Annotated in this window: 24 protein-coding genes; 18 read left to right on the top strand and 6 right to left on the bottom strand. The window is 32.1% G+C overall.

The features are described from left to right. The first annotated feature begins 192 nt into the window (after positions 1-192). The 6 genes from spxA (at position 193) to MT340_RS09420 (ending at position 5,922) form a co-directional block, all read left to right on the top strand. The gene (gene spxA, locus MT340_RS09445) at positions 193-588 is read left to right on the top strand and encodes a transcriptional regulator SpxA (RefSeq protein ID WP_103166349.1); all 396 of its coding nucleotides are present in this window, start codon (positions 193-195) and stop codon (positions 586-588) included. A gap of 196 nt (positions 589-784) precedes the next feature. Then, positions 785-1,504 carry an adaptor protein MecA gene (gene mecA, locus MT340_RS09440; protein WP_243589727.1) on the top strand — a complete coding sequence of 240 codons (720 nt, stop codon included), beginning with the start codon at positions 785-787 and terminating at the stop codon, positions 1,502-1,504. A gap of 99 nt (positions 1,505-1,603) precedes the next feature. Further along, positions 1,604-2,563 carry a competence protein CoiA gene (locus tag MT340_RS09435; protein ID WP_243589726.1) on the top strand — a complete coding sequence of 320 codons (960 nt, stop codon included), beginning with the start codon at positions 1,604-1,606 and terminating at the stop codon, positions 2,561-2,563. 63 nt (positions 2,564-2,626) lie between these two features. Further along, a complete protein-coding gene (gene pepF / locus MT340_RS09430; RefSeq protein ID WP_243589725.1) occupies positions 2,627-4,435 on the top strand; it encodes an oligoendopeptidase F in 1,809 nt (602 codons plus the stop codon). Positions 4,436-4,869: 434 nt separating this feature from the next. Next, positions 4,870-5,250 (top strand): LptM family lipoprotein, encoded by a 381-nt coding sequence (locus tag MT340_RS09425; protein WP_243589724.1) that lies wholly within the window; start codon positions 4,870-4,872, stop codon positions 5,248-5,250. Between the two features lie 15 nt (positions 5,251-5,265). Then, complete coding sequence (locus MT340_RS09420) at positions 5,266-5,922, top strand: hypothetical protein (RefSeq protein WP_334310910.1); 657 nt, start codon at positions 5,266-5,268, stop codon at positions 5,920-5,922. Between the two features lie 76 nt (positions 5,923-5,998). Here the strand turns inward: MT340_RS09420 and yjbH are convergent, their stop codons facing one another. The 3 genes from yjbH to MT340_RS09405 form a co-directional block, all read right to left on the bottom strand. Beyond that, the gene (gene yjbH / locus MT340_RS09415) at positions 5,999-6,796 is read right to left on the bottom strand and encodes a protease adaptor protein YjbH (protein ID WP_243589722.1); all 798 of its coding nucleotides are present in this window, start codon (positions 6,794-6,796) and stop codon (positions 5,999-6,001) included. A 23-nt stretch (positions 6,797-6,819) separates the two neighbouring features. After that, positions 6,820-7,185, bottom strand: coding sequence for a globin domain-containing protein (locus tag MT340_RS09410; protein WP_243589721.1), 366 nt, complete (start codon positions 7,183-7,185; stop codon positions 6,820-6,822). 84 nt (positions 7,186-7,269) lie between these two features. After that, positions 7,270-7,854 carry a CYTH domain-containing protein gene (locus MT340_RS09405; RefSeq protein ID WP_243589720.1) on the bottom strand — a complete coding sequence of 195 codons (585 nt, stop codon included), beginning with the start codon at positions 7,852-7,854 and terminating at the stop codon, positions 7,270-7,272. Between the two features lie 231 nt (positions 7,855-8,085). Between MT340_RS09405 and MT340_RS09400 the strand changes: the two genes are divergently transcribed. From MT340_RS09400 to fabI, 7 genes are all read left to right on the top strand, one after another. Next, positions 8,086-8,433 (top strand): UPF0738 family protein, encoded by a 348-nt coding sequence (locus tag MT340_RS09400; protein ID WP_126565256.1) that lies wholly within the window; start codon positions 8,086-8,088, stop codon positions 8,431-8,433. Between the two features lie 16 nt (positions 8,434-8,449). Further along, positions 8,450-9,079, top strand: a complete 630-nt coding sequence (gene yjbM / locus MT340_RS09395) for a GTP diphosphokinase (protein WP_103329377.1) — start codon at positions 8,450-8,452, stop codon at positions 9,077-9,079. Between the two features lie 13 nt (positions 9,080-9,092). Then, the gene (locus tag MT340_RS09390; RefSeq protein ID WP_243589719.1) at positions 9,093-9,902 is read left to right on the top strand and encodes an NAD kinase; all 810 of its coding nucleotides are present in this window, start codon (positions 9,093-9,095) and stop codon (positions 9,900-9,902) included. Continuing rightward, a complete protein-coding gene (locus MT340_RS09385; protein WP_243589718.1) occupies positions 9,899-10,783 on the top strand; it encodes an RluA family pseudouridine synthase in 885 nt (294 codons plus the stop codon). The genes MT340_RS09390 and MT340_RS09385 overlap by 4 nt, the downstream gene beginning before the upstream one ends. A gap of 23 nt (positions 10,784-10,806) precedes the next feature. Then, positions 10,807-12,192 carry a magnesium transporter gene (mgtE, locus tag MT340_RS09380; protein WP_243589717.1) on the top strand — a complete coding sequence of 462 codons (1,386 nt, stop codon included), beginning with the start codon at positions 10,807-10,809 and terminating at the stop codon, positions 12,190-12,192. Positions 12,193-12,201: 9 nt separating this feature from the next. Further along, the gene (locus MT340_RS09375) at positions 12,202-14,046 is read left to right on the top strand and encodes a monovalent cation:proton antiporter family protein (protein ID WP_243589716.1); all 1,845 of its coding nucleotides are present in this window, start codon (positions 12,202-12,204) and stop codon (positions 14,044-14,046) included. A gap of 176 nt (positions 14,047-14,222) precedes the next feature. Next, positions 14,223-14,993 (top strand): enoyl-ACP reductase FabI, encoded by a 771-nt coding sequence (gene fabI, locus MT340_RS09370; protein WP_243589715.1) that lies wholly within the window; start codon positions 14,223-14,225, stop codon positions 14,991-14,993. Positions 14,994-15,298: 305 nt separating this feature from the next. On the opposite strand, the gene cozEa is transcribed toward fabI, so the two are convergent. Continuing rightward, the gene (gene cozEa, locus MT340_RS09365) at positions 15,299-16,384 is read right to left on the bottom strand and encodes a lipoteichoic acid biosynthesis protein CozEa (RefSeq protein ID WP_243589714.1); all 1,086 of its coding nucleotides are present in this window, start codon (positions 16,382-16,384) and stop codon (positions 15,299-15,301) included. A 298-nt stretch (positions 16,385-16,682) separates the two neighbouring features. On the opposite strand from cozEa, the gene MT340_RS09360 reads away from it, so the two are divergent. After that, on the top strand, positions 16,683-17,444 hold the full coding sequence (locus MT340_RS09360; RefSeq protein WP_243589713.1) for an esterase family protein: 762 nt from the start codon (positions 16,683-16,685) through the stop codon (positions 17,442-17,444). 177 nt (positions 17,445-17,621) lie between these two features. Further along, complete coding sequence (locus tag MT340_RS09355) at positions 17,622-18,131, top strand: YjcG family protein (protein WP_243589712.1); 510 nt, start codon at positions 17,622-17,624, stop codon at positions 18,129-18,131. An 85-nt stretch (positions 18,132-18,216) separates the two neighbouring features. On the opposite strand, the gene ltaA is transcribed toward MT340_RS09355, so the two are convergent. Then, positions 18,217-19,413, bottom strand: coding sequence for a lipoteichoic acid biosynthesis MFS flippase LtaA (ltaA, locus tag MT340_RS09350; RefSeq protein ID WP_243589711.1), 1,197 nt, complete (start codon positions 19,411-19,413; stop codon positions 18,217-18,219). Next, positions 19,391-20,566 carry a diglucosyl diacylglycerol synthase gene (locus MT340_RS09345; RefSeq protein ID WP_243589710.1) on the bottom strand — a complete coding sequence of 392 codons (1,176 nt, stop codon included), beginning with the start codon at positions 20,564-20,566 and terminating at the stop codon, positions 19,391-19,393. Before MT340_RS09345 ends, ltaA begins: the two co-directional genes overlap by 23 nt. A gap of 403 nt (positions 20,567-20,969) precedes the next feature. Here MT340_RS09345 and MT340_RS09340 point away from each other — a divergent pair, with 403 nt between their 5' ends. The 3 genes from MT340_RS09340 to MT340_RS09330 are packed head-to-tail and all read left to right on the top strand — an operon-like array spanning position 20,970 to position 24,263. Further along, entirely contained in the window at positions 20,970-22,454 is a 1,485-nt protein-coding gene (locus MT340_RS09340) for a UDP-N-acetylmuramoyl-L-alanyl-D-glutamate--L-lysine ligase (protein ID WP_243589709.1), read from the top strand. Continuing rightward, positions 22,444-22,704: a YueH family protein gene (locus MT340_RS09335; RefSeq protein ID WP_243589708.1), complete on the top strand. Its 261-nt coding sequence runs from the start codon at positions 22,444-22,446 to the stop codon at positions 22,702-22,704. Before MT340_RS09340 ends, MT340_RS09335 begins: the two co-directional genes overlap by 11 nt. Beyond that, complete coding sequence (locus MT340_RS09330) at positions 22,701-24,263, top strand: peptide chain release factor 3 (RefSeq protein ID WP_243589707.1); 1,563 nt, start codon at positions 22,701-22,703, stop codon at positions 24,261-24,263. Before MT340_RS09335 ends, MT340_RS09330 begins: the two co-directional genes overlap by 4 nt. Positions 24,264-24,278: the final 15 nt, after the last annotated feature.

Below are 24,278 nucleotides of genomic sequence, written 5' to 3'. Positions count from 1 at the left end.
TAAGAGGATTTAATAAGAATTTTTAGGAAATTTAAGATTTCTCTGAAAAATTAGGATTTTCTCATTTAATTTTAATGTTAGCTGGTTATAATAACTATGTAAGATTAAGAGAAATAAGAAAGTAACTAGTCTTAATCAATAAATTTTAAAATAAATAATGAATATTATTCATTCAATAGGAGAGTGAGATGTATGGTAACATTATTTACTTCACCAAGTTGCACATCTTGCCGTAAAGCGAAAGCATGGTTACAAGAACATGACATTCCGTATACGGAGCGTAACATTTTTTCTGAACATTTAACAATTGATGAAATTAAACAAATTTTAAAAATGACTGAAGATGGTACAGATGAAATTATTTCAACTCGTTCTAAAACATACCAAAAGTTAAACGTGGATATTGATTCTTTACCATTACAAGATTTATATTCTATTATTCAAGATAATCCTGGTCTTTTACGTCGACCAATTATTTTAGATGAAAAACGATTACAAGTTGGTTATAACGAAGATGAGATTAGACGTTTCTTACCAAGAAAAGTTCGTACATTCCAATTACAAGAAGCACAACGTTTAGTAGATTAAACTTTAAAATTAAATTTATTTAACTATATTTAACAGCACTTATTATAGTGCTGTTTTTTGTAACTTAAAAAGGGAATATGTTACTATAAACCTTGAATATATAATAGTAAAATTTAATCAAACAAATAGATTGTAATTTACCTTACGTTCTAATACAATATGGGTACTATTCATCGACTGTAAGGAGTGAGATGATATGAGAATAGAACGCGTTGATGATACAACAGTCAAATTGTTTATAACATATAGTGATATTGAAGCACGTGGATTTAGTCGTGAAGATTTATGGACTAATCGCAAACGTGGTGAAGAATTCTTTTGGTCAATGATGGATGAAATCAATGAAGAAGAAGATTTCGTTGTTGAAGGTCCATTATGGATTCAAGTACATGCCTTTGAAAAAGGTGTGGAAGTGACAATTTCTAAATCTAAAAATGAAGAAGCAATGCACATGTCTGACGAAGATGCGAATGAGCAGTTTGAAGAACAAGTAAATGAATTGCTAGCGAATACATTAGAACATGAAGAAAGTATTGAAGATTTATTTGAACAACGTGCCCAACAGAAACAATCTCAAAAAGGTGAGCGTAAACAACCTAAAACTCATGCTCGTTTAAGAACAATCATTGTTAAATTTGATAATTTAGAGCAAGTGATTAACTATGCTTACCATAATAATCAAGCTACAGATGAATTTGAAGATTTATTATATATGAATGAATCAAATTATTATTACGCTATTCACTTTGATGATTCTGTTGACCAAGAAACAATCAATGATAGTTATAGCCAACTATTAGAATTTGCTTCTCCAACTGATAGAACTGAAGTTTATTTAAATGATTACGCTAAGATTATTATGAGCCATAATGTAACGTCACAAGTTCGTCGCTATTTTACAGATGCAACTGAATAAATTGTAATCACGAATCGAAGTACTTATAGTGCTTCGATTTTTTGTATTTTGAAAAGTAAAACGCCCCCCCTCATACGTTTATATATATGAGGTGACCAAATGTTAGTAGCAATTAATCAATATGGTGAACGTGTGAATGCCACTGAAGCTTTAAAAGGCAGTAAATACTTTTGTCCTTACTGTAAGGCAGAACTCATTTTGAAACAGGGAATCAAAGTAACCACACATTATGCTCATAGAAGTAATGTTCATAGAAAATGTGCAAAAGCTGAAACTGAAAAACACTATTACACAAAGTTTTTTATCGCAAATTTATTGAAACATTATGGCTATAGTGTAGAAATAGAACCTTATTGTCCAACGATAATGCAGTATCCAGATATTCTTATTGATTCAAAGATTGTTATGGAGATTCAATTTTCGAGAATTAGTTTTCAAGAAATTAAAGAACGATCATTAGGCTTTATAAGTTTAGACGTAAAAGTGATTTGGATAATAGAAGATAGCAAGTATTATAAGGGCATTTTATATCTTAATACATTTCAAGCATATTTTATTAATCATCTCTCTAGAACGCTTATTACATGGAATAATAGCAAGCAAGTATTGTATAAGTATAGTCATATTCAACATTTAGAAGGTAGGAAGTTTTTAGCTAAAAAAGAAATATTACAAATGAACAATATCAAAAGCGATGACACAGTATTATATTGTCATACTTTTAAGCTATCTAACGATAAAATTAATAAATATATTCAGCAATGTCGTCGTAAAAATTCAGTATTAGAACCTACTTTAAGCGCAATGTATCAGCTTAGAATGACTGATATAGATGTCTGTAACTCCTCGGGCTTTATTTTTCCACAACAACTCTACATTGAAAATCATCCAGTTCAATGGCAACTTCAATTGAACCTCCTCAAATATCAAAACAAATTATCGAAAGATTCATTGATAAAATACTTGAGATTTAGACATTTCTATTTGAATAATTACGATCAAATTTCTATTACTTCTGCACTTATACATGCGTATGTTAATGAGTCTAATAGTAGTTAAGACGTGCAATATAAGCGATTTAATGAGAAAATTAAATCAATAGCAAGTATAGGAGGTTTACTTATGAGTCAACAATTAACAAGAGATGAACAGGAACGTAAATATCCTGAATATACGTGGGATCTAACAACTATTTTCGAAAGTGATGATGCATTTGAAAATGCATTAAAAGAGGTTGAAGGCTATCTCGGAAAAGAAGAACAGTTTAAAGGTCATTTAGGCGACAGTGCTGAAACTTTATACAATGCATTAGCCTTAGATGATGAAATTGAGACTAAACTTGAAAAAGTCTATGTTTATGCACATTTAAAACAAGACCAAGATACATCAAATGATAAATATACTGGTTTTGAATCTCGCGCGCATCAGTTAATCATTAAAATTAGTTCTGCTTGGAGCTTTTTAGTGCCTGAAATTCTTCAAATAGATGAGGATAAATTGAAATCATTCATTAATGAGAATGAAGATTTAAAACGTTATGAATTTGATTTGAAATTGATCAATGAAAAACGTCCACATATCTTAGATGCTGAAAAGGAAAAATTATTAACAGAAGTGCAAGATGCTTTATCTACACCTGAAAATGTTTACGGTATGTTTAGTAATGCTGATTTAGAATTTGAAGATGCAGTAGATAAAGATGGAAATAAACATCCACTAACGCAAGGTACTTTTATTAAATACTTAGAATCTGATGATCGTGAATTACGCCAATCTGCATATAATAATGTATATAAAGGTTATGGTTCATACAATAATACTTTAGGTTCAACTTTAGCTGGGGAAGTTAAAAAGAACGTTTTTAATGCTCGTACACATAACTACAAATCAGCTCGTGAACGTGCTTTAAGTAATAACCATATTCCAGAAGAAGTATATGATAACTTAGTTAAAACTGTGCACAAATACTTACCTTTATTGCATAGATATACGCAATTACGTAAAGAACTTTTAGGTATTGAAGATTTAAAAATGTATGACTTATATACACCATTAGTTAAAGACGTTAAATTTGAAATGCCATATAAAGAAGCAAAAGACTGGATGTTAAAAGCGTTAGAACCAATGGGTGAAGAATATTTAAACGTTGTTAAAGAAGGTCTTGATAATCGTTGGGTTGATGTTTACGAGAATAAAGGTAAACGTTCAGGTGGTTACTCATCAGGTGCTCACTTAACAAATCCATTTATTTTATTAAATTGGTCAGATACTGTGTCTGATTTATACACACTTGTACATGAATTTGGTCACTCAGCACATAGTTACTTTAGTCGCAAAAACCAACCATCTAATTCTAGTGATTATTCTATTTTCGTAGCAGAAGTTGCTTCTACATGCAATGAAGCATTATTAAGTGATTACATGGACAAACATTTAGACGACGAACATCGTCTATTATTATTAAACCAAGAATTAGAAAGATTTAGAGCAACATTATTCCGTCAAACAATGTTTGCAGAATTTGAACATAAAATTCATCAAATTGAAGAAGCGGGCGAACCATTAACATCTACACGTATGAATGAAGAATACGCTAAATTAAATAAACAATATTTTGGTGATGTAGTGAAAACTGATGACAACATCAGTAAAGAATGGTCTCGTATTCCTCATTTCTACATGAATTATTATGTATACCAATATGCAACTGGATATAGTGCAGCTCAAAGTTTAAGTCATCAAATTCTAGCAGAAGGCAAACCAGCTGTAGAAAGATACATAAATGAATTCTTGAAAAAAGGTAGTTCAAATTACCCAATTGAAATCCTTAAAAATGCTGGTGTAGACATGACTACTCCAGAGCCAATCGAACAAGCTTGCGAAGTATTTGAACAAAAATTAGACGCATTTGAAAAACTTATGAAAGCGTAATAAAACTGTATCCGTTTTCAATTTGTCAAGTTTGTGACAATTTTATTTTTCGGGGACATAGTTATTGAAACACCTATTTTAGCGTGTTATATTATGAACATGAAATTAATCACATAACAAACATACCCCTTTGTTTGAAGTGAAAAATTTCTCCCATCCCCTTTGTTTAGCGTCGTGTAATCAGACACGGCGTTTTTTTTATATCTTGTTTAAATTTCCTCATTAAATCATTTGAATATTTCACTTTTTGATTAAATCCTTTTTTGAAATAATTTTTTTAGAAATTAAAGCATATTTATTTTGTTAAACTTCAGCACTATATCTGAATTAGAAATTAATAGAATAATTAATATAATATTACTGATTTTTAATATGAAATTGTTAAAATTAGATATAGGGAATTTTAAAAAAAACTAACGAAAAGAGGCGTATGAATGAAAAAATTTATTTCATTATTAAGTGTAATTTGTTTAACTGTTGTACTAGCTGCATGTGGTGAATCTGGAGAACAGAAAGAGCCTTCTAAAGAGAGCAAAGACTCTGAAAAATATGAATATGTTTATTATGAGGTATTAAATGATGGGGATGAAGAAACTCCTAACGTGGAAATTAAGTATTTAGACAGTCATCACAAACCACACATCAAAAGAACAAATTTAGAAAAAGTATATGAACATATCTTAAGCGATGGTAATGAAAAACCATACATAATTAAAGACGGAAGCAAAATTCATGTTTATAGACCACCTTATATGACTTATGGGGATGACGATGTTGAAGGAGAAGCTGTGTCTAAAGATAAAGTAACTAAATAGAAAGGGGGACTTTGAATGAAGAAAGTTTTTAAAATATTGAGTTGTATAAGCATAGTTGGATTGTTATATACTATGGGTATTACAAATCAATTAGATGCAGCTACTTCAAGTGGGGGTTCCTCAAGTAGTTCTTCCTCAAGTGCAAGTAGTTCGTCATCAAGTAGTTCATCAGCTGCTAGAAGTTCTACTTCTTCTAGTTCGTCAATGAGTCGTTCAAGTGCAGCTAATGCGTCACGCTCGGCAAGACAATCTAGTCAACGCGCTGCTGAACAAGCAGCTAGAACAAGTAGTATAACTTCGACTGCTAGAATGAACTCAGCTAAACAAAGACACGGATCAAATCAATATAGTAGTCAAACACGTTCATTATTGAATCCGAAAAGAAGATATAGTTCTTCTTCGCCTATGGCAGCTCAGTATTTATCCACTGGATTTTATAATAACTGGCTTTTTTATTATCTCTTGGCTACTCATTTTCATGATCAAAATAAAAAAGATAAAAGTTATCAGCTCAACATGTTAAAACATCAAATGAAGAAGAATGAATCTTTATATACAGTTACCATTAAAACCAAACACGGAGATAGAGTTATTGTCTTGCCTAAAAAACAATATGACAAAATAAAAACAGGCGATAAGGTAAAAATTAAAAATGGAATTGTTCAACCTTAACGGGTTATAGAAATAGCCATTCAATGATATCAATCTCCTAAATCATTGAATGGCTAATTTTTCATTATTATAAAAGTTACATTTTAGGCATTTTTGATTGCCAAAACTCTCCTTCAGGGTAATCAAGTTTTTCAACTTTTTGCTGTAATGCAAGTTTTTTTAATTCTTTAGTAAGTAATTTTTCAGGCCACTCGTATATGGTTAGTAGCTCTTCCATTGTGACCAGTTGTTTCTTTTGAATATAGTGTTCTATTTTTGGTGGAAGGTTTTTTTCAATAGGCGTACCCATTAGTTCATTAATAATGTAAGTATAAATGTGGTAAGGATATAATCCTTCAACTTTTAATCCTTCTTCATGTACATCTTCATTGAAAAACACTAGTGAAGGTGAATGTTCAATTTCCATTTCACGGGCAATATGCAAATCTACTTTTAAACTTTCTGTTAGCTTGTTCTTTTGTAAGTCTTCTTTAAACACATCATAATCTAAACCAGCATTTTTAATACAATCACAAATCATTTTCTCAGTAATAATATCTCGTTTAGGGATAATTTCATTTTGCATTAAATGAATAAAGCGCTCCGCTCTAAGTCTTCCCTGAAGTTCTGCTGCTTTATAAGCTAAAGCAATATTATCAAAGTCAGAGGTACTTTGCGCTTGACACTTGGTAAGCACCTTTAAAGATGGGTTTAAAATGTGTCTAATACGGATATATTGTTTATATTCAATTCGTAATTTTGAAATAATCGCTGATAACTTGAAGCAATCTGTATTAAACGGATCAAAAAATGAATAAATTTCGATTTTATTTACAGGTGACAGATTTGCATTTTCACGACTTTTATTGTCTACAATTTTAAGTTCTTCAGCCATGTTTTACTCACCTTCAATTAAATTTAGGAATTTACCATGTGATTAGCAGTTAGACGTAATCGTTCATATAAATATTCTCCAACGCCAGCTGGAAAATGGGCATCAGTAATTGCAATGTGCATATTTTCTAGCCAAGCGTCACGTTCGAACGATGTTATTTTAAATTCCATGTGTCGCATCTTTAACATAGGATGACCATGTTCTTGTGTATACAACTTAGGTCCCCCTAGAAATTGGGTAAGAAACTGCTTTTGTTTTCTGCTCGTTTCTTTGAAATCTCCAGGAAATAAATGATTGATTCGTTCATCTTTTTCAACGAGTGAATAAAAATGGTCAATCATGTCATATAGTGCTGTTTCGCCTATAATTTCGTACGGTGTTTTAGACATACTATCACCAATTTCCATTAATATATATCTAATATAACATGAATTTTTACATTTAAAAGTAATTTGACTTTCGACTAAATTAGCTTAAGATTTGGATTTTTGGGCTTTATAGTCAAAAAAGCGCTGTACTTTATTTTTAGGAATTTGATGTTTTAAATCGAATTCACTTAGTAGAGAATTGAATTTATCTAATCCACTTTCGTAATCATGCACTTCGAATTCTAGTTCATAATCGACTTTATCGAAATATTCACTTTTATCTAATACGAGTAATTCATCTTGATATTTAGTTTCCATACGATGTGTAGTTAACGCACCAAGAATACTAAGGTCATGTTCATCAACACCATAATCATCTAGGATAGTTTTTATATCATTGGGCAACTCAGATTTAGTTAGTGTTAAATCGATAGTAGGGACAATATCTACCATATGATTATATTCGGTTAAACCAACTTGTGCTGGTACTTTTAGAGTCATTTCGTAGGTGCCATTTTTTACACGAATTCTTAACGCTGATTTATGATCGCGTAGTTTGAAGTCAGGCGTATCAATATAATAATTTGTTTGTGTAAATGGTTCTGCATTTTCAAAAAAAGTAACTTTAAATTTATCATATGTAGTAGCATCTAATAATTGTTTGAATTCTATTTCGTTATTTGTAGCCATGTTTTACACCTCTTACGCATGGTTAAATCATTATTGTCTTCATTATGAGGGAGAATTTTAAAAATTTAAAGCAATAACCTTATCTCTGAGTAATTGAATCGTATTTGCAAGGAATAAGGTGTAAAAGTGTCATTAATAACTGAAATATACTAAGGAATCATCTTCAGTTCAGGCGTGTGTTGTAAGGTTAAATTATGTTAAACTAGTAGGGAATAATAAGGAGGAACAAGCATGCGTATTTATGTAAATGAAATTAAAATTAAAGACGATGGCATTTATTGCTACTCAGAGGATCCAACAGATGGATTAGTTGAAGTAGGACAAATGCTTGTTGATAGCGATAATTATGGTTTTGCTTATCTATTGGATGACGGACAATCCTATTCGTATCTAATATTTGTACAAGAAACTTGGTCGATGTTACATGAGCATCGAGATAAGAAAGTTGTCGTGAATGATGAGTTAGTATTAGAGCATTTTCAAGAGGAATTAGATTATATCTTGGAGAATGTTGAAGGAAATAATAACTATGGTAAGGAGTTTGTTTCAGCTGTTGAAGAAACTTTCGAACTAAAGTGAAGCGGAGTGAAACATTATGAATCAATGGGATCAATTTTTAACACCATATAAACAAGCAGTTGATGAGTTAAAGGTGAAGCTTAAAGGTTTGCGTAAACAATATGAAGTTGGAGAACATGCCTCACCCATTGAATTTGTAACGGGCCGTGTTAAGCCAATTACAAGCATTATTGATAAGGCAAATAAAAGGGGAATCCCATTTGATCGATTGCGTGAAGAAATGTACGATATTGCGGGACTACGAATGATGTGTCAATTTGTTGATGACATAGATGTGGTTGTCAACATGTTGCGTCAACGTCAAGATTTCAAAGTCGTAGAAGAAAGAGACTATATTAATAATACTAAACAAAGTGGATATCGTTCTTATCACGTGATTATTGAATATCCAATTGAAACGTTAAATGGTCAAAAGTCGATTTTAGCTGAAATTCAAATTCGTACATTAGCGATGAATTTCTGGGCGACTATTGAACATACGTTACGTTATAAATATGATGGAGATTATCCTGCTGAAATTCAGCATCGTCTTGAACGCGCTGCAGAAGCGGCTTATCTATTAGATGAAGAGATGTCTGAGATTAAGGAAGAAATTCAAGAAGCACAGAAATATTATTCTCAAAAACGTGCTAAAAAACATGACTAATGGGGTGTAGACGATGCGTTATACGATTTTGTCTAAAGGTGATTCTAAGTCCAATGCATTAAAACATAAGATGATTAACCATATGAAAGATTTCCATATGGTTGAGGATGCTGAGAATCCTGAAATTGTAATATCAGTTGGGGGAGATGGCACCTTATTACAAGCATTTCATCAGTATAGTCATATGTTGTCACAAGTGGCTTTTGTTGGTGTACATACAGGTCATCTTGGATTTTATGCAGATTGGCTACCTCATGAAGTTGAAAAGCTCATTATTGAAATAACTAATTCGGAGTTTCAAGTTATTGAATATCCATTATTAGAAATCATTGTTAGATACAATGATAATGGGTATGAAACACGCTACTTAGCACTGAATGAAGCAACGATGAAAACTGAAAATGGTTCCACATTAGTCGTAGATGTAGGTATCAGAGGTAAACATTTTGAACGTTTTAGAGGAGATGGGTTATGTATTTCAACCCCATCTGGCTCTACTGCATATAACAAAGCATTAGGTGGGGCGCTTATTCATCCTTCGCTTGAAGCAATGCAAATTGCAGAAATAGCATCAATTAATAATAGAGTATTTAGAACGGTAGGTTCACCTTTAGTGTTACCTAAGCACCACACGTGTCTGATAACACCGGTTAACCATGATACGATTCGCACTACGATTGATCACGTTAGTCTCAAACATAAAAATGTGAATGGTATACAATTTAGAGTAGCAAATGAAAAAGTGCGATTTGCACGTTTTCGTCCTTTCCCATTTTGGAAAAGGGTGCATGATTCATTTATTGAAAGTGACGATGAACGATGAGGTTTATATATGATATTGAACATGAAGAAACGCTTAAATCATTCTTGCAACGTCACCATTACTCTAAAAAAACAATTAGCGCCATTAAACTTAATGGCGCTTTAATTATAAATAAATTACCTGTCACTGTGCGTAAATTGATGCAACAAAATGACCAATTAGTTGTTGAGTTACCTCAAGAATATCCTAGTGAATATCTTATTCCCTCTAGTACGCCGGTTGAAGTGATCTATGAAGATGATTATTTAATAATTGTAGCTAAACCTATACAGTTAAATAGTACACCTTCAAGAGAACATCCCCATGATAGTTTAATCGAGCGTGTATTGTATTATCTAAACCATTCTTCTCTTAAGCAAGAAGATGAAAAACCATCACAAAAGAATATTGTACCTCACATTGTGACGCGTTTAGATCGGAATACTAGTGGTATCGTTATTTTTGCTAAACACGGTCACATCCATCATTTGATGTCCACGATAGATGTAGACAAACGCTATATCTGTGTATGTTATGGCAAAACAAATGAGCGAGATATCATTGAAGCACCTATTGCGAGAAGTGATAACAGTATTATTACGAGAAAGGTTTCATCAACAGGTAAATATGCCAAAACTTCGTATATAACTTTGAAACATGACAATAAAGCAAGTTTATGTGAAGTGACATTGCATACAGGTCGTACGCATCAAATTAGAGTGCATTTTGATTTTATTGGTCACCCTTTGGTCGGGGATGACTTATATAATGGAAGTCATCCTACAATTAACACGCAATCTTTACAATGCTATAAAGTCAGATTTATACATCCTATATATAATAAAGAAATTGAAATAACCATTGATTATAAGCAATTAGAATACATATACAATACATTATAATTTTTAGATAGGAGGAAGTTCACGTGTCGTCAGAAATAGAAAAAAATGACAAAAATGAATTAGAAGAATATAATAAACGTCTACTAGACGACATTTTAGTACAAGATGATATTGATCGTTTTAGAGAAGAATTTTTAGCGATCCATGAATATGAACAGAGTGAGTACTTCGAAAATACAACTCTTGAAAATAGACAAAGAATTTTTGAATTTTTATCTCCTAAAGAGGTAGCTGAATTCTTTGATCAATTAGAAATTGATGAAGATGAATATGAAGATTTATTTGATACAATGGATGCCCATTATGCGAGTAAAGTATTAGAAAATATGTCTTCCGATAATGCCGTAGATATTTTAAATGAATTATCCAAACCCAAAGTGGCAAGTTTACTTACGTTAATGCAGCGAGAAGAAGCAAACGAAATTAAAGACTTGTTACATTATGAAGAAGATACTGCCGGTGGTATTATGACTACTGAATATATTTCTTTAGATTCAGAAACACCGGTAAAAGAAGCTTTGATGCTAGTTAAAGAACAAGCACCTGATGCTGAAACAATTTATGTTATTTTTGCGGTAAATGCAGCTGGTCAACTTGTCGGCGTTTTATCATTAAGGGATTTAATTGTTGCGGAAAATGATGCTTATATAGAAGATATTATGAATACGCGTGTAATTAGTGTTGACGTGGCAGAAGACCAAGAGGACGTTGCACAAAAAATGAGAGACTACGATTTTATCGCCATGCCTGTAATAGATTATCAAAGTCATCTATTAGGTATTATTACGATTGATGATATTTTAGACGTTATGGATGAAGAAGCTAGTGAAGACTACTCTCGATTAGCCGGGGTTTCAGATATTGATTCAACGAATGATTCAGTAGTCAAAACAGCAACCAAACGTTTACCATGGCTCATTGTATTAACATTTTTAGGAATGATTACTGCAACGATATTAGGTAGTTTCGAAGCTACTTTATCTCAAGTTGCTTTATTAGCAGCTTTTATCCCTATTATTAGTGGGATGTCAGGAAATTCAGGTACACAATCACTTGCGGTTTCTGTTAGAAATATTTCTACCGGTGAAATCGATGAACAAAGTAAATTTAAAGTGGCTTTAAGAGAAGCAGGAAGTGGATTTTTATCAGGGATTATTTGTGCTATTATACTTTTTACTATAATTGTAGTATTATATCGTCAACCGTTTTTAGCACTTATTGTGGGTGGCAGTCTAACCATTGCCATGACTGTCGGTACATTAGTCGGCTCAATGATTCCATTATTAATGAATAAATTAAATATTGACCCAGCAGTAGCAAGTGGTCCATTTATTACTACAATTAATGATATTGTTAGTATGTTAATTTATTTCGGTTTGGCAACAACATTCATGTCATATTTAACATAGGGGGACAAAATGGAGTTCTTTTCTCTAGTAATTGTAGTTGTAGCAGCATTTTTTACACCAATTATTGTAAATAGATTAAATATTACGTTTTTACCTGTAGTGGTGGCTGAAATTATTATGGGAATTATCATTGGCCATTCATTTTTAAATCTTGTTGAAAAAGATAGCATGCTTAGCATTCTTTCAACGCTTGGTTTTATCTTTTTAATGTTTTTAAGTGGTCTTGAAATTGACTTTAGTACATTTAAGAAAGATACACGTAATCGCCAGGGTACAAATGAAAATGACAAGCATGTGCCAAGTCATCTAAATTTAGCTTTAATAGTATTTGTATTTATTATGATTATTTCAATCGTCCTAGCTTATGCATTTAAGTGGTTAGGCCTTGTAGATGATGTATTATTAATGATTATTATTATTTCAACAATTTCGTTAGGAGTAGTCGTACCTACACTAAAAGAAATGAATATTATGCGCACCACTATTGGTCAATTTATTTTACTTGTGGCTGTTTTAGCTGATTTAGTAACAATGGTATTATTGACTATTTATGGTGGGATAAATGGACACAGTGATAGTTCGGTATGGTTATCAGCTATACTTCTTGTTTTTACAGCTATCTTTTATGTATTAGGTGTCGTCTTTAAGCGTATGAAATTTTTACATCGTTTAATTGGTGGAACGACACAAATAGGTATTAGAGCCATTTTCGCATTGATTATATTATTGGTTGCTTTAGCTGAAGGTGTTGGTGCCGAATACATATTAGGCGCTTTCTTAGCGGGTGTGGTTGTATCATTGTTGAAACCGGATGAGGAATTAGTTCATACACTCGATTCATTTGGATATGGTTTCTTTATTCCGATATTTTTTATTATGGTAGGCGTCGATTTAAATATTCCTTCCCTAATCAAAGAACCATCTTTATTAATCATAATACCTATATTAATTTTAGCTTTTATTATTTCAAAATTAATCCCAGTATTCTTTATTAGACGTTGGTTTGATAGTAAGACGACTATAGCTTCAGCGTTTCTATTAACATCAACACTATCATTAGTTATCGCTTCAGCAAAAATTGCGGAACAATTACATACTATTTCACCAGAAATGTCAGGTATTCTCATATTAAGTGCGATTATTACGTGTGTGTTTGTTCCAATCATTTTCAAAAAAGTCTTTCCAATTCCAGATGAAGCTAATCGTAAAATTAATATTGCCTTAATTGGTAAAAATCAATTAACTATTCCGATTGTTCGTAACCTATCTCCGCATTTATACAATGTGACATTGTATTATCGCAAAGATTTAGGTGATAAACGAAATTTGCCAGATAATGTGACAGTTGTTGAAATTTCGAATTACGAAGAACATTTATTAGAAAGATTAGGCTTGTTTGATCAAGATATCGTGGTATGTTCAGCTAATGATGATAATTTAAACCGCGAAATTGCTAAATTAGCTAAAGCACATGATGTAAATCGAGTCATCTGTAGACTTGAAAGTAGTAGTGAAGACGATGAAATGAAAATTGAAGGTATAGAAGTATTCAGTAACTTTATAAGTAATAGGGTCTTTCTTCAAGGCTTAATTGAGACACCGAATATGTTAAATATCTTAAGTAACGTTGAAACATCTTTATATGAAATTGAAATGCTTAATCATAAATATGAAAATATACAATTACGGAACTTCCCATTTGGTGGCGATATCATCTTTGTGCGTATTATTCGTAATAATGATTCTATTGTTCCCCATGGTGATACGCAACTTAGATATAAAGACCGTTTAATTGTTACAGGTTCTAAAGAATATGTAGATGAATTAAAATCAGAACTTGAATTTTATTATTAGAATTTTGAGAACGAAGGTACATCATGCGTGGGTATACCTTCTTTTTTCCTAAAACACTGATATTGCTTTATAAATCTTTAGCAAGAATGGTAAAATATATTCATTAGAGTATTCTTTATTGTTTTAAACAATATGTTTACAAATTAAATAATAAATGATTATAAGGAGTTATTCGCATGATTAATCTTGAAAATAAAACATTCGTTATTATGGGTATTGCTAATAAACGTAGTATCGGATTCGGCGTTGCGAAAGTATTAGACCAATTAGGTGCTAACTTAGTATTTACATATCGTAAAGATCGTAGCCGTAAAGAGTTAGAAAAACTATTAGATCAATTAAATCAACAAGATCCAAAATTATACCAAATTGACGTACAAAAAGATGAAGACGTCGTAAATGGTTTCGCTAAAATTGGTGAAGAAGTTGGAAATATTGATGGCGTTTATCACTCAATCGCTTTTGCAAATATTGAAGATTTACGTGGTCGTTTCTCAGAAACATCTCGCGAAGGTTTCTTATTAGCTCAAGATATTAGTTCTTATTCATTAACTATCGTTGCGCATGAAGCTAAAAAAATCATGCCAAATGGCGGTAGTATTGTAGCTACAACTTATTTAGGTGGAGAATTTGCTGTTCAAAACTACAACGTTATGGGTGTAGCGAAAGCTAGTTTAGAAGCCAACGTTAAATATTTAGCTTATGACTTAGGTCCAGATAATATTCGCGTTAACGCGATTTCTGCAGGTCCTATTCGTACATTAAGTGCTAAAGGTGTTGGTGGTTTCAACACAATTCTTAAAGAAATTGAAGAGCGTGCGCCATTAAGACGTAACGTTGACCAAGAAGAAGTTGGTAAAACAGCAGCTTACTTATTAAGTGATTTCTCAAGTGGCGTGACTGGTGAGAATATTCACGTTGATAGTGGTTTCCACGCTATTAAATAATAGAATGATATTTAGACTTAATGTACTCGATGCATTAAGTCTTTTTTGAAAATGAAGTTTCTTATATATTGCATAAAAACAGGCTGGGACAATAATAAAATGTCTCAGCCTTCGTTAACATATTGGCAGGTGCTGACTGATTTGAAAATGCGCTTAAATCAAGCTTTTTTCAAATCTAGTCAACCTTGCCAGGGAGCGGGGCCCCAACATAGAGACTTTCGAAAAAGAAAGTCTCTATGTTGAGGTTAGACGACGAAATCTTTTTAAGAAATTAAGATTTCTGTCTTTCTCCCTTTTCAATAATATTAATCTTTAACATCACTGTTTGCTTTATCAATAATACGTTGACGGTATTTAAATACATTACTAGCAATTGTTTTAATTACTGCATATAAAGGTACAGCAATTAAAATAAGCGTGAATCCACCTAAATCACCAGCAGCTAAGATAACTACAATGATAGTTAATGGATGAATACTTAAAGATTTACCCATCACATTTGGTGTGATAACGTTACCTTCAAGTTGCTGTGCAATTAAAGTAACGACACATACCCAAATGAAAGTCGTAGGGCTATCGATCATACCTAGTATAGCGGCAGGAGCGAATGATAACCATGGACCTAAGAAAGGTATTAAATTTGCGAAAGCAGCAAATAATACAAGTAATGGCGTATAAGGTAAACCAATGATTGTATAGCCAATATATAAAATAATACCTAAGATAATACTAACTGTTACTTGACCCTGAATATATGATTTTAAAGTGAAGTTTAAATCTTTTAACAAGTCAACTACAAATACTTTACGTTCACCTTTGAAGAATTTAGCAGTTGCAGGAATGAATTTTTCGTGATCCTTTAACATATAAATTAAGAAGAAAGGCACCATAACCAATAAGAATATAGTTGATATGAATGATGTTATGTAAGTAAATGAATTTGCTAAAATACCAGTCAGACTATCACCGATTGATTTTACTGCAGAATTAATACGATTAGTCACATCACTTGGTAATTTATCCATTTGGTTAAGTGAGAAATTAATAATTTTTTCAGCCTCACGTTGTAATGATGGTGTCGACTTAATCAAATTGTTAGCATTTGAAAAAATAATCGGCGCAACAAAAGCTACAATAATAGCAATAATAGCAATCAAACCTATAAATATTGTTAGAATACTAGCCCAACGTGGGAAACCCCATTTTTCAAGGATGTTTTGGAAAGGTAAGCAGATATAAAATAAAAATCCGCTAATTAAGAATGGAAGGAAGACAGAGCCAATAATTGTCGCAATAGGGGCAAAGACACTTTGTACTTCCATAAATAATTTAATTAGCACAAACAGGATAATCAATGCGATTCCCGTTCGAAACCAAACTTTGTTAAGCATAAGCTTACTTCCTCCTATAGTAATCTTTTCATTATTATAAGTATATATTAAATGCGGATCGTTAAAAAGGAAAATTTTAACAAACAAAAAATATTATAATATAATATTTTAAAATAAATAAATGTAACAGAATTAAAATTTAAAATGTTTATAATATTTTAAAGATAGTTTGGTAATCAAATAATATGAATTTATAAAAGTTTACATACATATCATCAATTGTTAATAAACAGTGATTTAAAACGCATATTTAAATTTGATACAATAAAGATAATATTTAGAGGGGGCAACAATAACAATGGCGAATTTTAAAGCTGGTAAAATCAATAAACACATTTTACATAGTCATATTTTAGAAAGAGATGTTACGCTATCTGTTTATCTACCAGAAAATTATTCAGAACTATTTAAATATCAAGTCATCATTTGTTTTGATGGACTCGATTTTTTACGTTTTGGGAGAATACAACGTGAATATGAACGCTTAAGAAGAGAAGAACAAATTCAACGCGCGATTATCGTTGGCTTCCATTATGAAGATGTAGATAAACGACGAGAAGAATTTCATCCTCAAGGTAGTCGTAGTAGTAAGACGGTTCAAGCTGTTGGTAAAGAATTATTACCGTTTATCGATAATACATTCCCAACTTACAAAGTAGGAAATGCTAGAATACTAATGGGCGATAGCTTAGCTGGAAGTATTGCTTTGCTTACAGCACTTACTTATCCAACCATATTTAGTCAAGTCGCTATGCTCAGTCCACATTCAGATAGCACAGTATTGGATAAATTAGATCACTGCATGCAATTCAAAGAATTAACAATTTGGCATGCCATTGGTAAAGAAGAAGCAGATTTTAAACTTCCAACTACTGGAGAGCGTGCCAATTTCTTAACGCCTAATAGAGCGCTTTCAAAAGCCATTCAGCAATGTGGCATTACTTATCAATATACAGAGTTTGACGGTGGGCACAATTGGAAATCTTGGAAACCTATGTTGGCTGATATTTTAAATTATTTCTTAAATGAAGAGATTCCATTACCATCAAATGAGGTATAAATTTGATATAATTTTTTGTAACAGGGTATTGATAGTTAACAAAGTCATTAAAATAAAGAGGAAAAAACCCTAGAATATTTCAATATTGTAAACCTTTTCAAAAAATTCTATTAACTAATAACGTAATATATAGAATTTTGCTATAATGGAAGTATGTTAAACAAAGGAGGAATTTCAATGAATATAGGATTAGCATTAATTCCGTCAGAATCATTCCAAGAAGAAGTAAACGGTTATCGTAAACGTTATGATACTGAATATGCACGTATCATGCCTCATATTACGATTAAATCGCATTTTGAAATTAATGATGAGGATTTAGATTCAGTAAAAAAAGAAATTTCAAAAAGATTAGACGGCTTAAAACCTGTTGAAGTGCATGCTACGAAAGCTTCAAGTTTTAAACCTACAAATAATGTTATTTATTTTAAAGTAGCTAAAACTGATGAATTAGAACAACTTTTCAAAAAATTCAACACTGGAAATTTCTACGGAGAAGCGGAACATCCTTTCGTGCCTCACTTTACAATCGCTCAAGGTTTATCAAGCCAAGAATTCGAAGATATTTATGGTCAAGTAGAATTAGCAGGGGTAGATCATAAAGAAATTATCGATGAACTTTCATTATTACGTTTTGACGAAGAAGAAGATAAATGGAAAGTGATTGATACTTTCAAATTAGCGTAATCTAATTATTGAATATATTGAAAAAGGGTCTAGAAATGAGTGGAATGTCACTCGTTTTTAGACCCTTTTTTATAGTAAATACTATTTAATTATCTTTATAGTTACGTTCACTTTTAACAAAATAAATACCATAAAATACGGCTAACACTAAGAAAATAAATGCGGAAAAGTAAAACGTATTGCTTAAACCATTTGAGAATTGCGCAATAAGGCCACCGAATAGTGGTCCAATCATCGAACCAAAGCCTTGAACACTATTAAAAACGCCCCACGTTTCTTCTTGTTCAGCAGGATCGATTTGACCTGCCATAAATGTATTCCAAGCTGGTAATAAAATACCATACATTAGTCCGATAAATATAGCTACAATCCATACAATAATGATGTTAGTCACTAATGATAATCCGAAGATAAAACCGGTGAATAAAATGAAACCTACAAAGATCACACCATACATAAAACCTCGACTATTTTTATCAATAATTTTAGATAAGAATAGCATTGAAATGGCACAGCCAATACCACCAATCGCAATAGCAACAGTATATTCGATTGTACTCACACCGACAACTTTAGTAGCGTATGTTGGTAAAATAGGAAGTAATGCTGAAATAGAAGCACCTTGTAATAAGATACCTGGGAATAGTACAAGATGGCGTTTCATTACCTCAACAATTTGTCCAAGTTGTTCACTTACAGGTTTAGTATTATAATTTGTTAATTTAACATCTACAAAATAATATAAAACCCATGCAATAACAACGATAAGAGACATCATAAAAGCAAAATGGGTTGGATGTAATTTAACCAATACATTCATAAATGCCCAACCAACTAATAAGCCTAATAACCATGCAAAATAGACGTAACCCATTTGTTTACCACGTTGATTCTCTTCAACACTAGATAACATAATTACCCAAATAGGACTTACAGCAATACCCAGCATAATAGCACTAAAAATAATTACTACAGGACTTGCTGGAAAAAATATTACTAAAAACAGACTGACGAAAGCGAGTAAAAAACCTAAAGTTAAGACGATTTTAGTACCGAACTTTTTCAATAAGAAACCGATGACAAAATTAGTTGCGGCATCGGAGATAAAATGAATTGATAAAGCTGCAGAGGTTACGCCTACTGCTATAGAAGTAACAGTAGGTAAGTAATTAATGTAACTTAAAATATACATTCCTCTAGCAAATTCCATTAAAAATAGAATAATAAGCATTATCTTAAAGTTTTTACTAATGTTTTTATTATTTAACGAAGAACTTGGCATAGAGTGGCACCTTTCCATAAATTTCCTGTTGTTGTGATGAACTATCTAGAATATTTAACAAGTCGGTACATAATCTATAAGTTGAGTAATCAACCTTTTCATTCATCATTTTATTACTCATTGCTCTGAGTTTTTCTTCATGATTAGTTAAATCGGAAACTACTTCAATTGCTTCCTCAGGTGTGTTAGCTATTTTGCCATATCCTTTTTCTTGGAAGTAATAGGCATTTTCTAATTCTTGTCCAGGAGGAGGATTTAAGAAAATCATAGGAAGACTTCGCGTTAAGCCCTCAGAAATAGTAATACCTCCTGGTTTAGTGATCATAAGTTGGCTAGAAGCCATCCACTCATTCATATGTTTTGTATAACCTAGAATAAGAACATTATTATAGGATTTAAATTGTAATTCTAAATTACGTTTCAGAGTTTTACTTCGGCCACAAATCATTACAATTTGAGAGTGTGGACTTTTTTCTAAAATGTTTTCAATCATATATTCAAAGCCCTTAGAAACTCCAAAGGCACCAGCCGACATTAAAATAGTAGGTTTATCTGGATTTAAGCGATGTTTTGTTAACCAGGCTTCTTTATCAATATCTGCTTCGAATTTCTCTGAAATAGGAATGCCGGTCACTTTAATGTCGGATGCAGGAACACCTACATTCATAAAGTCCTTTTTCGTATCTTCAGTGGCCACGTAATATCTGTGTGAATTTGGCGTTATCCAGTTTTTTTGCAAACGATAGTCCGTCATTACAGTTGCAATTGGTATACGCATGTTGAATTGTTCAGTTAATACCGACATAACTGGAGTAGGGAACGTTAATAAGATTAAGTCAGGCTTCTCTTTTAGAAGTAAATTTATTAATTTGTTCAAACCATAATATTTATAAAAACATTTATCCAATTCGTCAGGGCGACTATAATAAAAGTTTTTATACATATTTCTAAAATATTTAAAGCTATTAATATACCATTTTTTACAAATAGAAGTTAATATAGGATGCGCTTCCATAAATAAATCATGTTCAATCACCGTTAAGTGAGGTACATTCATTTTATTAAGTTGATTAACAACACTTTGTGTAACTTGTAAATGACCATTTCCAAATGAGCCGGTAATTATCAATAACTTTTTATTTTGAGTAACCATTAATAGTCACCCTCCATTAATTTAAATTTAGTACTTATAAAATAAGGAATATCTGAAGGCTATAATTAATATTTATAAAAGTAATTTATAACCAATGTTAAACCTATTAATTTCATTTATAGTGCATTATAGCACAATGAAGTAGTGAGTACTCGTTGTTTATACTTCTATCCTAGCATTAAAGCGTTCAAATGTATTGTTATAAAGCTAGATATAAATAAAATTTTAAAATAATTAACTTCAACTTAATAAATAGATTTTCTAAGCAAAATTGAAATGTTTTTCAGATTGTAAGTTAGTGTCAAATCACATGACTAAATTGGTTTATTCTGATAAGAATGAATTTATCAACAAGTTTAAAACGTGTATAATAGAATTATTGTAAAAAAAGGAGCGAGACATTTTGAATGCGAATGAGTTGTTCGAAAAAATAAGAGTCAAAGAAGTTATTGGGACTTTAGATATAAATGTAAATGATATTACTACAGATTCACGTACAGCAAAAGAAGGAAGTATATTTGTCGCATCAAAAGGATATACTGTTGACAGTCATAAGTTTTGCCAGAATGTAGTGGATCAAGGCGCTAAGATTATAGTGGTTAATCGCAAACAAGAAATTCATGGCGATGTAACACAAATCATCGTTCCAGATACATTAAGAGTAGCTAGTTTACTTGCTCATACATTATTTGAGTATCCAAGTCAAAAGTTAACAACTTTTGGAGTGACAGGTACGAATGGTAAAACATCAATTGCTACGATGATTCACCTCATTTTCAGAGGTTTAGGAAAAGGCAGTGCATATTTGGGCACAAATGGATTTCAAATTAATGAACACAAGACTAAAGGAGCGAACACAACCCCAGAAACAGTTTCATTAACTAAGAAAATTAAAGACGCTGTCGATAAAGATGCAGAAGCAATGACAATGGAAGTTTCAAGTCACGGCTTAGCATTAGGAAGATTAAGAGGCGTAGAATTTGATGTCGCTATCTTCTCTAATCTTACACAAGATCACTTAGACTTCCACGGGACTATGGAAGCATATGGTCATGCTAAATCACTGCTTTTCAGCCAATTAGGTGAAGATTTATCGAAAGAAAAATATGTTGTATTAAACAATGATGATGATTTTTCAGAATATCTGGCCTCAGTCACACCATTTGAGATATTGAGCTATGGTATAGATAATGAAGCGCAATTTATGGCAAAAAATATCCAAGAATCATTACAAGGTGTCCAATTCGACTTCGTCACACCAGTTGGTACATATCATGTTCAAACACCATATGTTGGTAAATTTAATATTTCAAATATCATGGCTGCAATGATTGCTGTTTGGAGTAAAGGTATTAAAATGGAAGATATTGTACGCGTCGTTAGATCATTAGAACCAGTAGAAGGACGTTTAGAAGTGTTAGATCCATCATTACCGATTGATTTAATTATAGACTATGCCCACACAGCTGATGGAATGAATAAGCTTATCGATGCAGTTAAACCGTTCGTAAAACAAAAGCTTATTTTCTTAGTAGGCATGGCTGGAGAACGAGATTTAACTAAAACGCCTGAAATGGGCGCAGTTGCATGTCGTGCAGACTATGTGATTTTCACACCAGATAACCCAGCGAATGATGACCCTAAAATGTTAACTGGTGAATTAGCTAAAGGAGCTACGCATGATAACTATGTTGAATTTGATGATAGAGCTGAAGGGATCAAACATGCGATTGACATCGCAGAACCAGGGGACACAGTCGTCTTAGCTTCTAAAGGAAGAGAACCATATCAAATTATGCCAGGACATGTTAAATTGCCTCATAGAGATGACTTAATTGGATTAGAAGCAGCTTATAAAAAATTTGGCGGTGGCCCAGTTGAGGATTAAACAATTTTCTGAACAAAATGAAGTTGTAAATGTGTATCTTTATAAAAATGAAGAGATAAAACAAATAATGATAGCTATACCAGATATGTTTTGGTCTGTAGAAATTGATTATATAAACATGGGTATAAGTGAAATTGAAGAAGAATTAGTGATGCAATTATTTACTTTTAAGGATGAAAATGAAGCGACACGTATTGCTTCTAAATTATCTGAATGGATTGCGCAAGATTTAAAGGAGAATATTAAATGAGCTTAAAAGAAGAAGTAGAGTCAAGAAAGACATTTGCCATTATCTCTCACCCGGATGCTGGTAAAACAACATTAACTGAAAAATTATTATATTTTAGTGGAGCGATTCGTGAAGCAGGTACTGTTAAAGGTAAAAAGACTGGAAAATTTGCTACGAGTGACTGGATGAAAGTAGAACAAGAACGTGGTATCTCTGTAACAAGTTCTGTAATGCAATTTGATTACGATGATTATAAAATTAATATCTTAGATACACCAGGGCACGAAGACTTTTCTGAAGATACGTATCGTACGTTAATGGCTGTAGACAGTGCGGTCATGGTTATTGACTGTGCGAAAGGGATTGAGCCTCAAACATTAAAATTATTCAAAGTATGTAAAATGAGAGGTATTCCAATTTTTACATTTATTAATAAGTTAGACCGTGTAGGTAAAGAGCCGTTTGAATTATTAGATGAAATTGAAGAAACTTTAAACATTGATACGTATCCAATGAATTGGCCAATCGGCATGGGTCAAAATTTCTTTGGTATCATTGATCGTCAATCTAAATCAATTGAACCTTTTAGAGATGAAGAAAATGTTTTACATTTAAATGATGATTATGAATTAGAAGAAGAGCATGCTATTTCTAATGATAGTGCTTTCGAACAAGCTATTGAAGAATTTATGCTAGTTGAAGAAGCGGGAGAAGAATTTGATAACGAAGCGTTATTAAACGGTGAATTAACACCTGTATTCTTCGGTTCAGCTTTAGCAAACTTTGGGGTTCAGAACTTTCTAAATGCTTACGTAGACCATGCACCTATGCCAAATGCACGACAAACTAATGAAGACGTAGAAGTAAGTCCATTTGACGAAGATTTCTCAGGATTTATTTTTAAAATTCAAGCAAACATGGACCCTAAACACCGTGATAGAATTGCATTTATGCGTGTAGTTAGTGGTGCATTTGAACGTGGTATGGATATTACATTACAACGTACTGAGAAAAAACAAAAGATTACACGTTCAACCTCATTTATGGCCGATGATAAAGAAACGGTTAATCATGCTGTAGCAGGAGACATCATTGGTTTATATGACACAGGTAACTATCAAATTGGAGATACACTAGTAGGCGGTAAACAGAAATTTAGTTTCCAAGATTTACCACAGTTCACGCCAGAGATATTTATGAAAGTATCTGCGAAAAACGTTATGAAGCAAAAACATTTCCATAAAGGTATTGAACAATTAGTACAAGAAGGTGCAATTCAATACTATAAAACGTTGCATACTAACCAAATTATTCTTGGTGCAGTGGGACAACTGCAATTTGAAGTGTTCGAACACCGTATGAAAAATGAATACAACGTAGATGTCGTGATGGAACCTGTTGGTAGAAAAATAGCACGTTGGATTGAAAATGAAGATGATATTCAAGATAAAATGAATACCTCTCGTTCAATCTTAGTGAAAGATAGATATGATAACTTTGTCTTCTTATTCGAAAATGAATTTGCTACGCGCTGGTTCGAAGAAAAATTCCCAGAAATTAAACTATATAGTTTACTGTAAACTTAAGTGATTACC

The sequence above is a fragment of the Staphylococcus sp. NRL 16/872 genome (assembly GCF_022815905.2).
Taxonomy (GTDB): Bacteria; Bacillota; Bacilli; order Staphylococcales; family Staphylococcaceae; genus Staphylococcus.
The sequence above is the reverse complement of the archived record's forward strand: the minus strand, read 5'-3'. Positions and strand labels throughout refer to the sequence as shown.

Excerpts from the sequence above, each read along its gene's own strand:
- pepF (WP_243589725.1), top strand. The coding sequence starts at position 2,627 with ATGAGTCAACAATTAACAAGAGATGAACAGGAACGTAAATATCCTGAA.
- MT340_RS09390 (WP_243589719.1), top strand. The coding sequence starts at position 9,093 with ATGCGTTATACGATTTTGTCTAAAGGTGATTCTAAGTCCAATGCATTA.
- MT340_RS09435 (WP_243589726.1), top strand. The coding sequence starts at position 1,604 with ATGTTAGTAGCAATTAATCAATATGGTGAACGTGTGAATGCCACTGAA.
- MT340_RS09405 (WP_243589720.1), bottom strand. The coding sequence starts at position 7,854 with ATGGCTACAAATAACGAAATAGAATTCAAACAATTATTAGATGCTACT.
- yjbM (WP_103329377.1), top strand. The coding sequence starts at position 8,450 with ATGAATCAATGGGATCAATTTTTAACACCATATAAACAAGCAGTTGAT.
- spxA (WP_103166349.1), top strand. The coding sequence starts at position 193 with ATGGTAACATTATTTACTTCACCAAGTTGCACATCTTGCCGTAAAGCG.
- MT340_RS09385 (WP_243589718.1), top strand. The coding sequence starts at position 9,899 with ATGAGGTTTATATATGATATTGAACATGAAGAAACGCTTAAATCATTC.
- fabI (WP_243589715.1), top strand. The coding sequence starts at position 14,223 with ATGATTAATCTTGAAAATAAAACATTCGTTATTATGGGTATTGCTAAT.
- MT340_RS09425 (WP_243589724.1), top strand. The coding sequence starts at position 4,870 with ATGAAAAAATTTATTTCATTATTAAGTGTAATTTGTTTAACTGTTGTA.
- cozEa (WP_243589714.1), bottom strand. The coding sequence starts at position 16,384 with ATGCTTAACAAAGTTTGGTTTCGAACGGGAATCGCATTGATTATCCTG.
- MT340_RS09420 (WP_334310910.1), top strand. The coding sequence starts at position 5,266 with ATGAAGAAAGTTTTTAAAATATTGAGTTGTATAAGCATAGTTGGATTG.
- MT340_RS09360 (WP_243589713.1), top strand. The coding sequence starts at position 16,683 with ATGGCGAATTTTAAAGCTGGTAAAATCAATAAACACATTTTACATAGT.
- ltaA (WP_243589711.1), bottom strand. The coding sequence starts at position 19,413 with ATGCCAAGTTCTTCGTTAAATAATAAAAACATTAGTAAAAACTTTAAG.
- yjbH (WP_243589722.1), bottom strand. The coding sequence starts at position 6,796 with ATGGCTGAAGAACTTAAAATTGTAGACAATAAAAGTCGTGAAAATGCA.
- MT340_RS09375 (WP_243589716.1), top strand. The coding sequence starts at position 12,202 with ATGGAGTTCTTTTCTCTAGTAATTGTAGTTGTAGCAGCATTTTTTACA.
- MT340_RS09400 (WP_126565256.1), top strand. The coding sequence starts at position 8,086 with ATGCGTATTTATGTAAATGAAATTAAAATTAAAGACGATGGCATTTAT.
- mecA (WP_243589727.1), top strand. The coding sequence starts at position 785 with ATGAGAATAGAACGCGTTGATGATACAACAGTCAAATTGTTTATAACA.
- MT340_RS09345 (WP_243589710.1), bottom strand. The coding sequence starts at position 20,566 with ATGGTTACTCAAAATAAAAAGTTATTGATAATTACCGGCTCATTTGGA.
- MT340_RS09330 (WP_243589707.1), top strand. The coding sequence starts at position 22,701 with ATGAGCTTAAAAGAAGAAGTAGAGTCAAGAAAGACATTTGCCATTATC.
- MT340_RS09410 (WP_243589721.1), bottom strand. The coding sequence starts at position 7,185 with ATGTCTAAAACACCGTACGAAATTATAGGCGAAACAGCACTATATGAC.
- MT340_RS09355 (WP_243589712.1), top strand. The coding sequence starts at position 17,622 with ATGAATATAGGATTAGCATTAATTCCGTCAGAATCATTCCAAGAAGAA.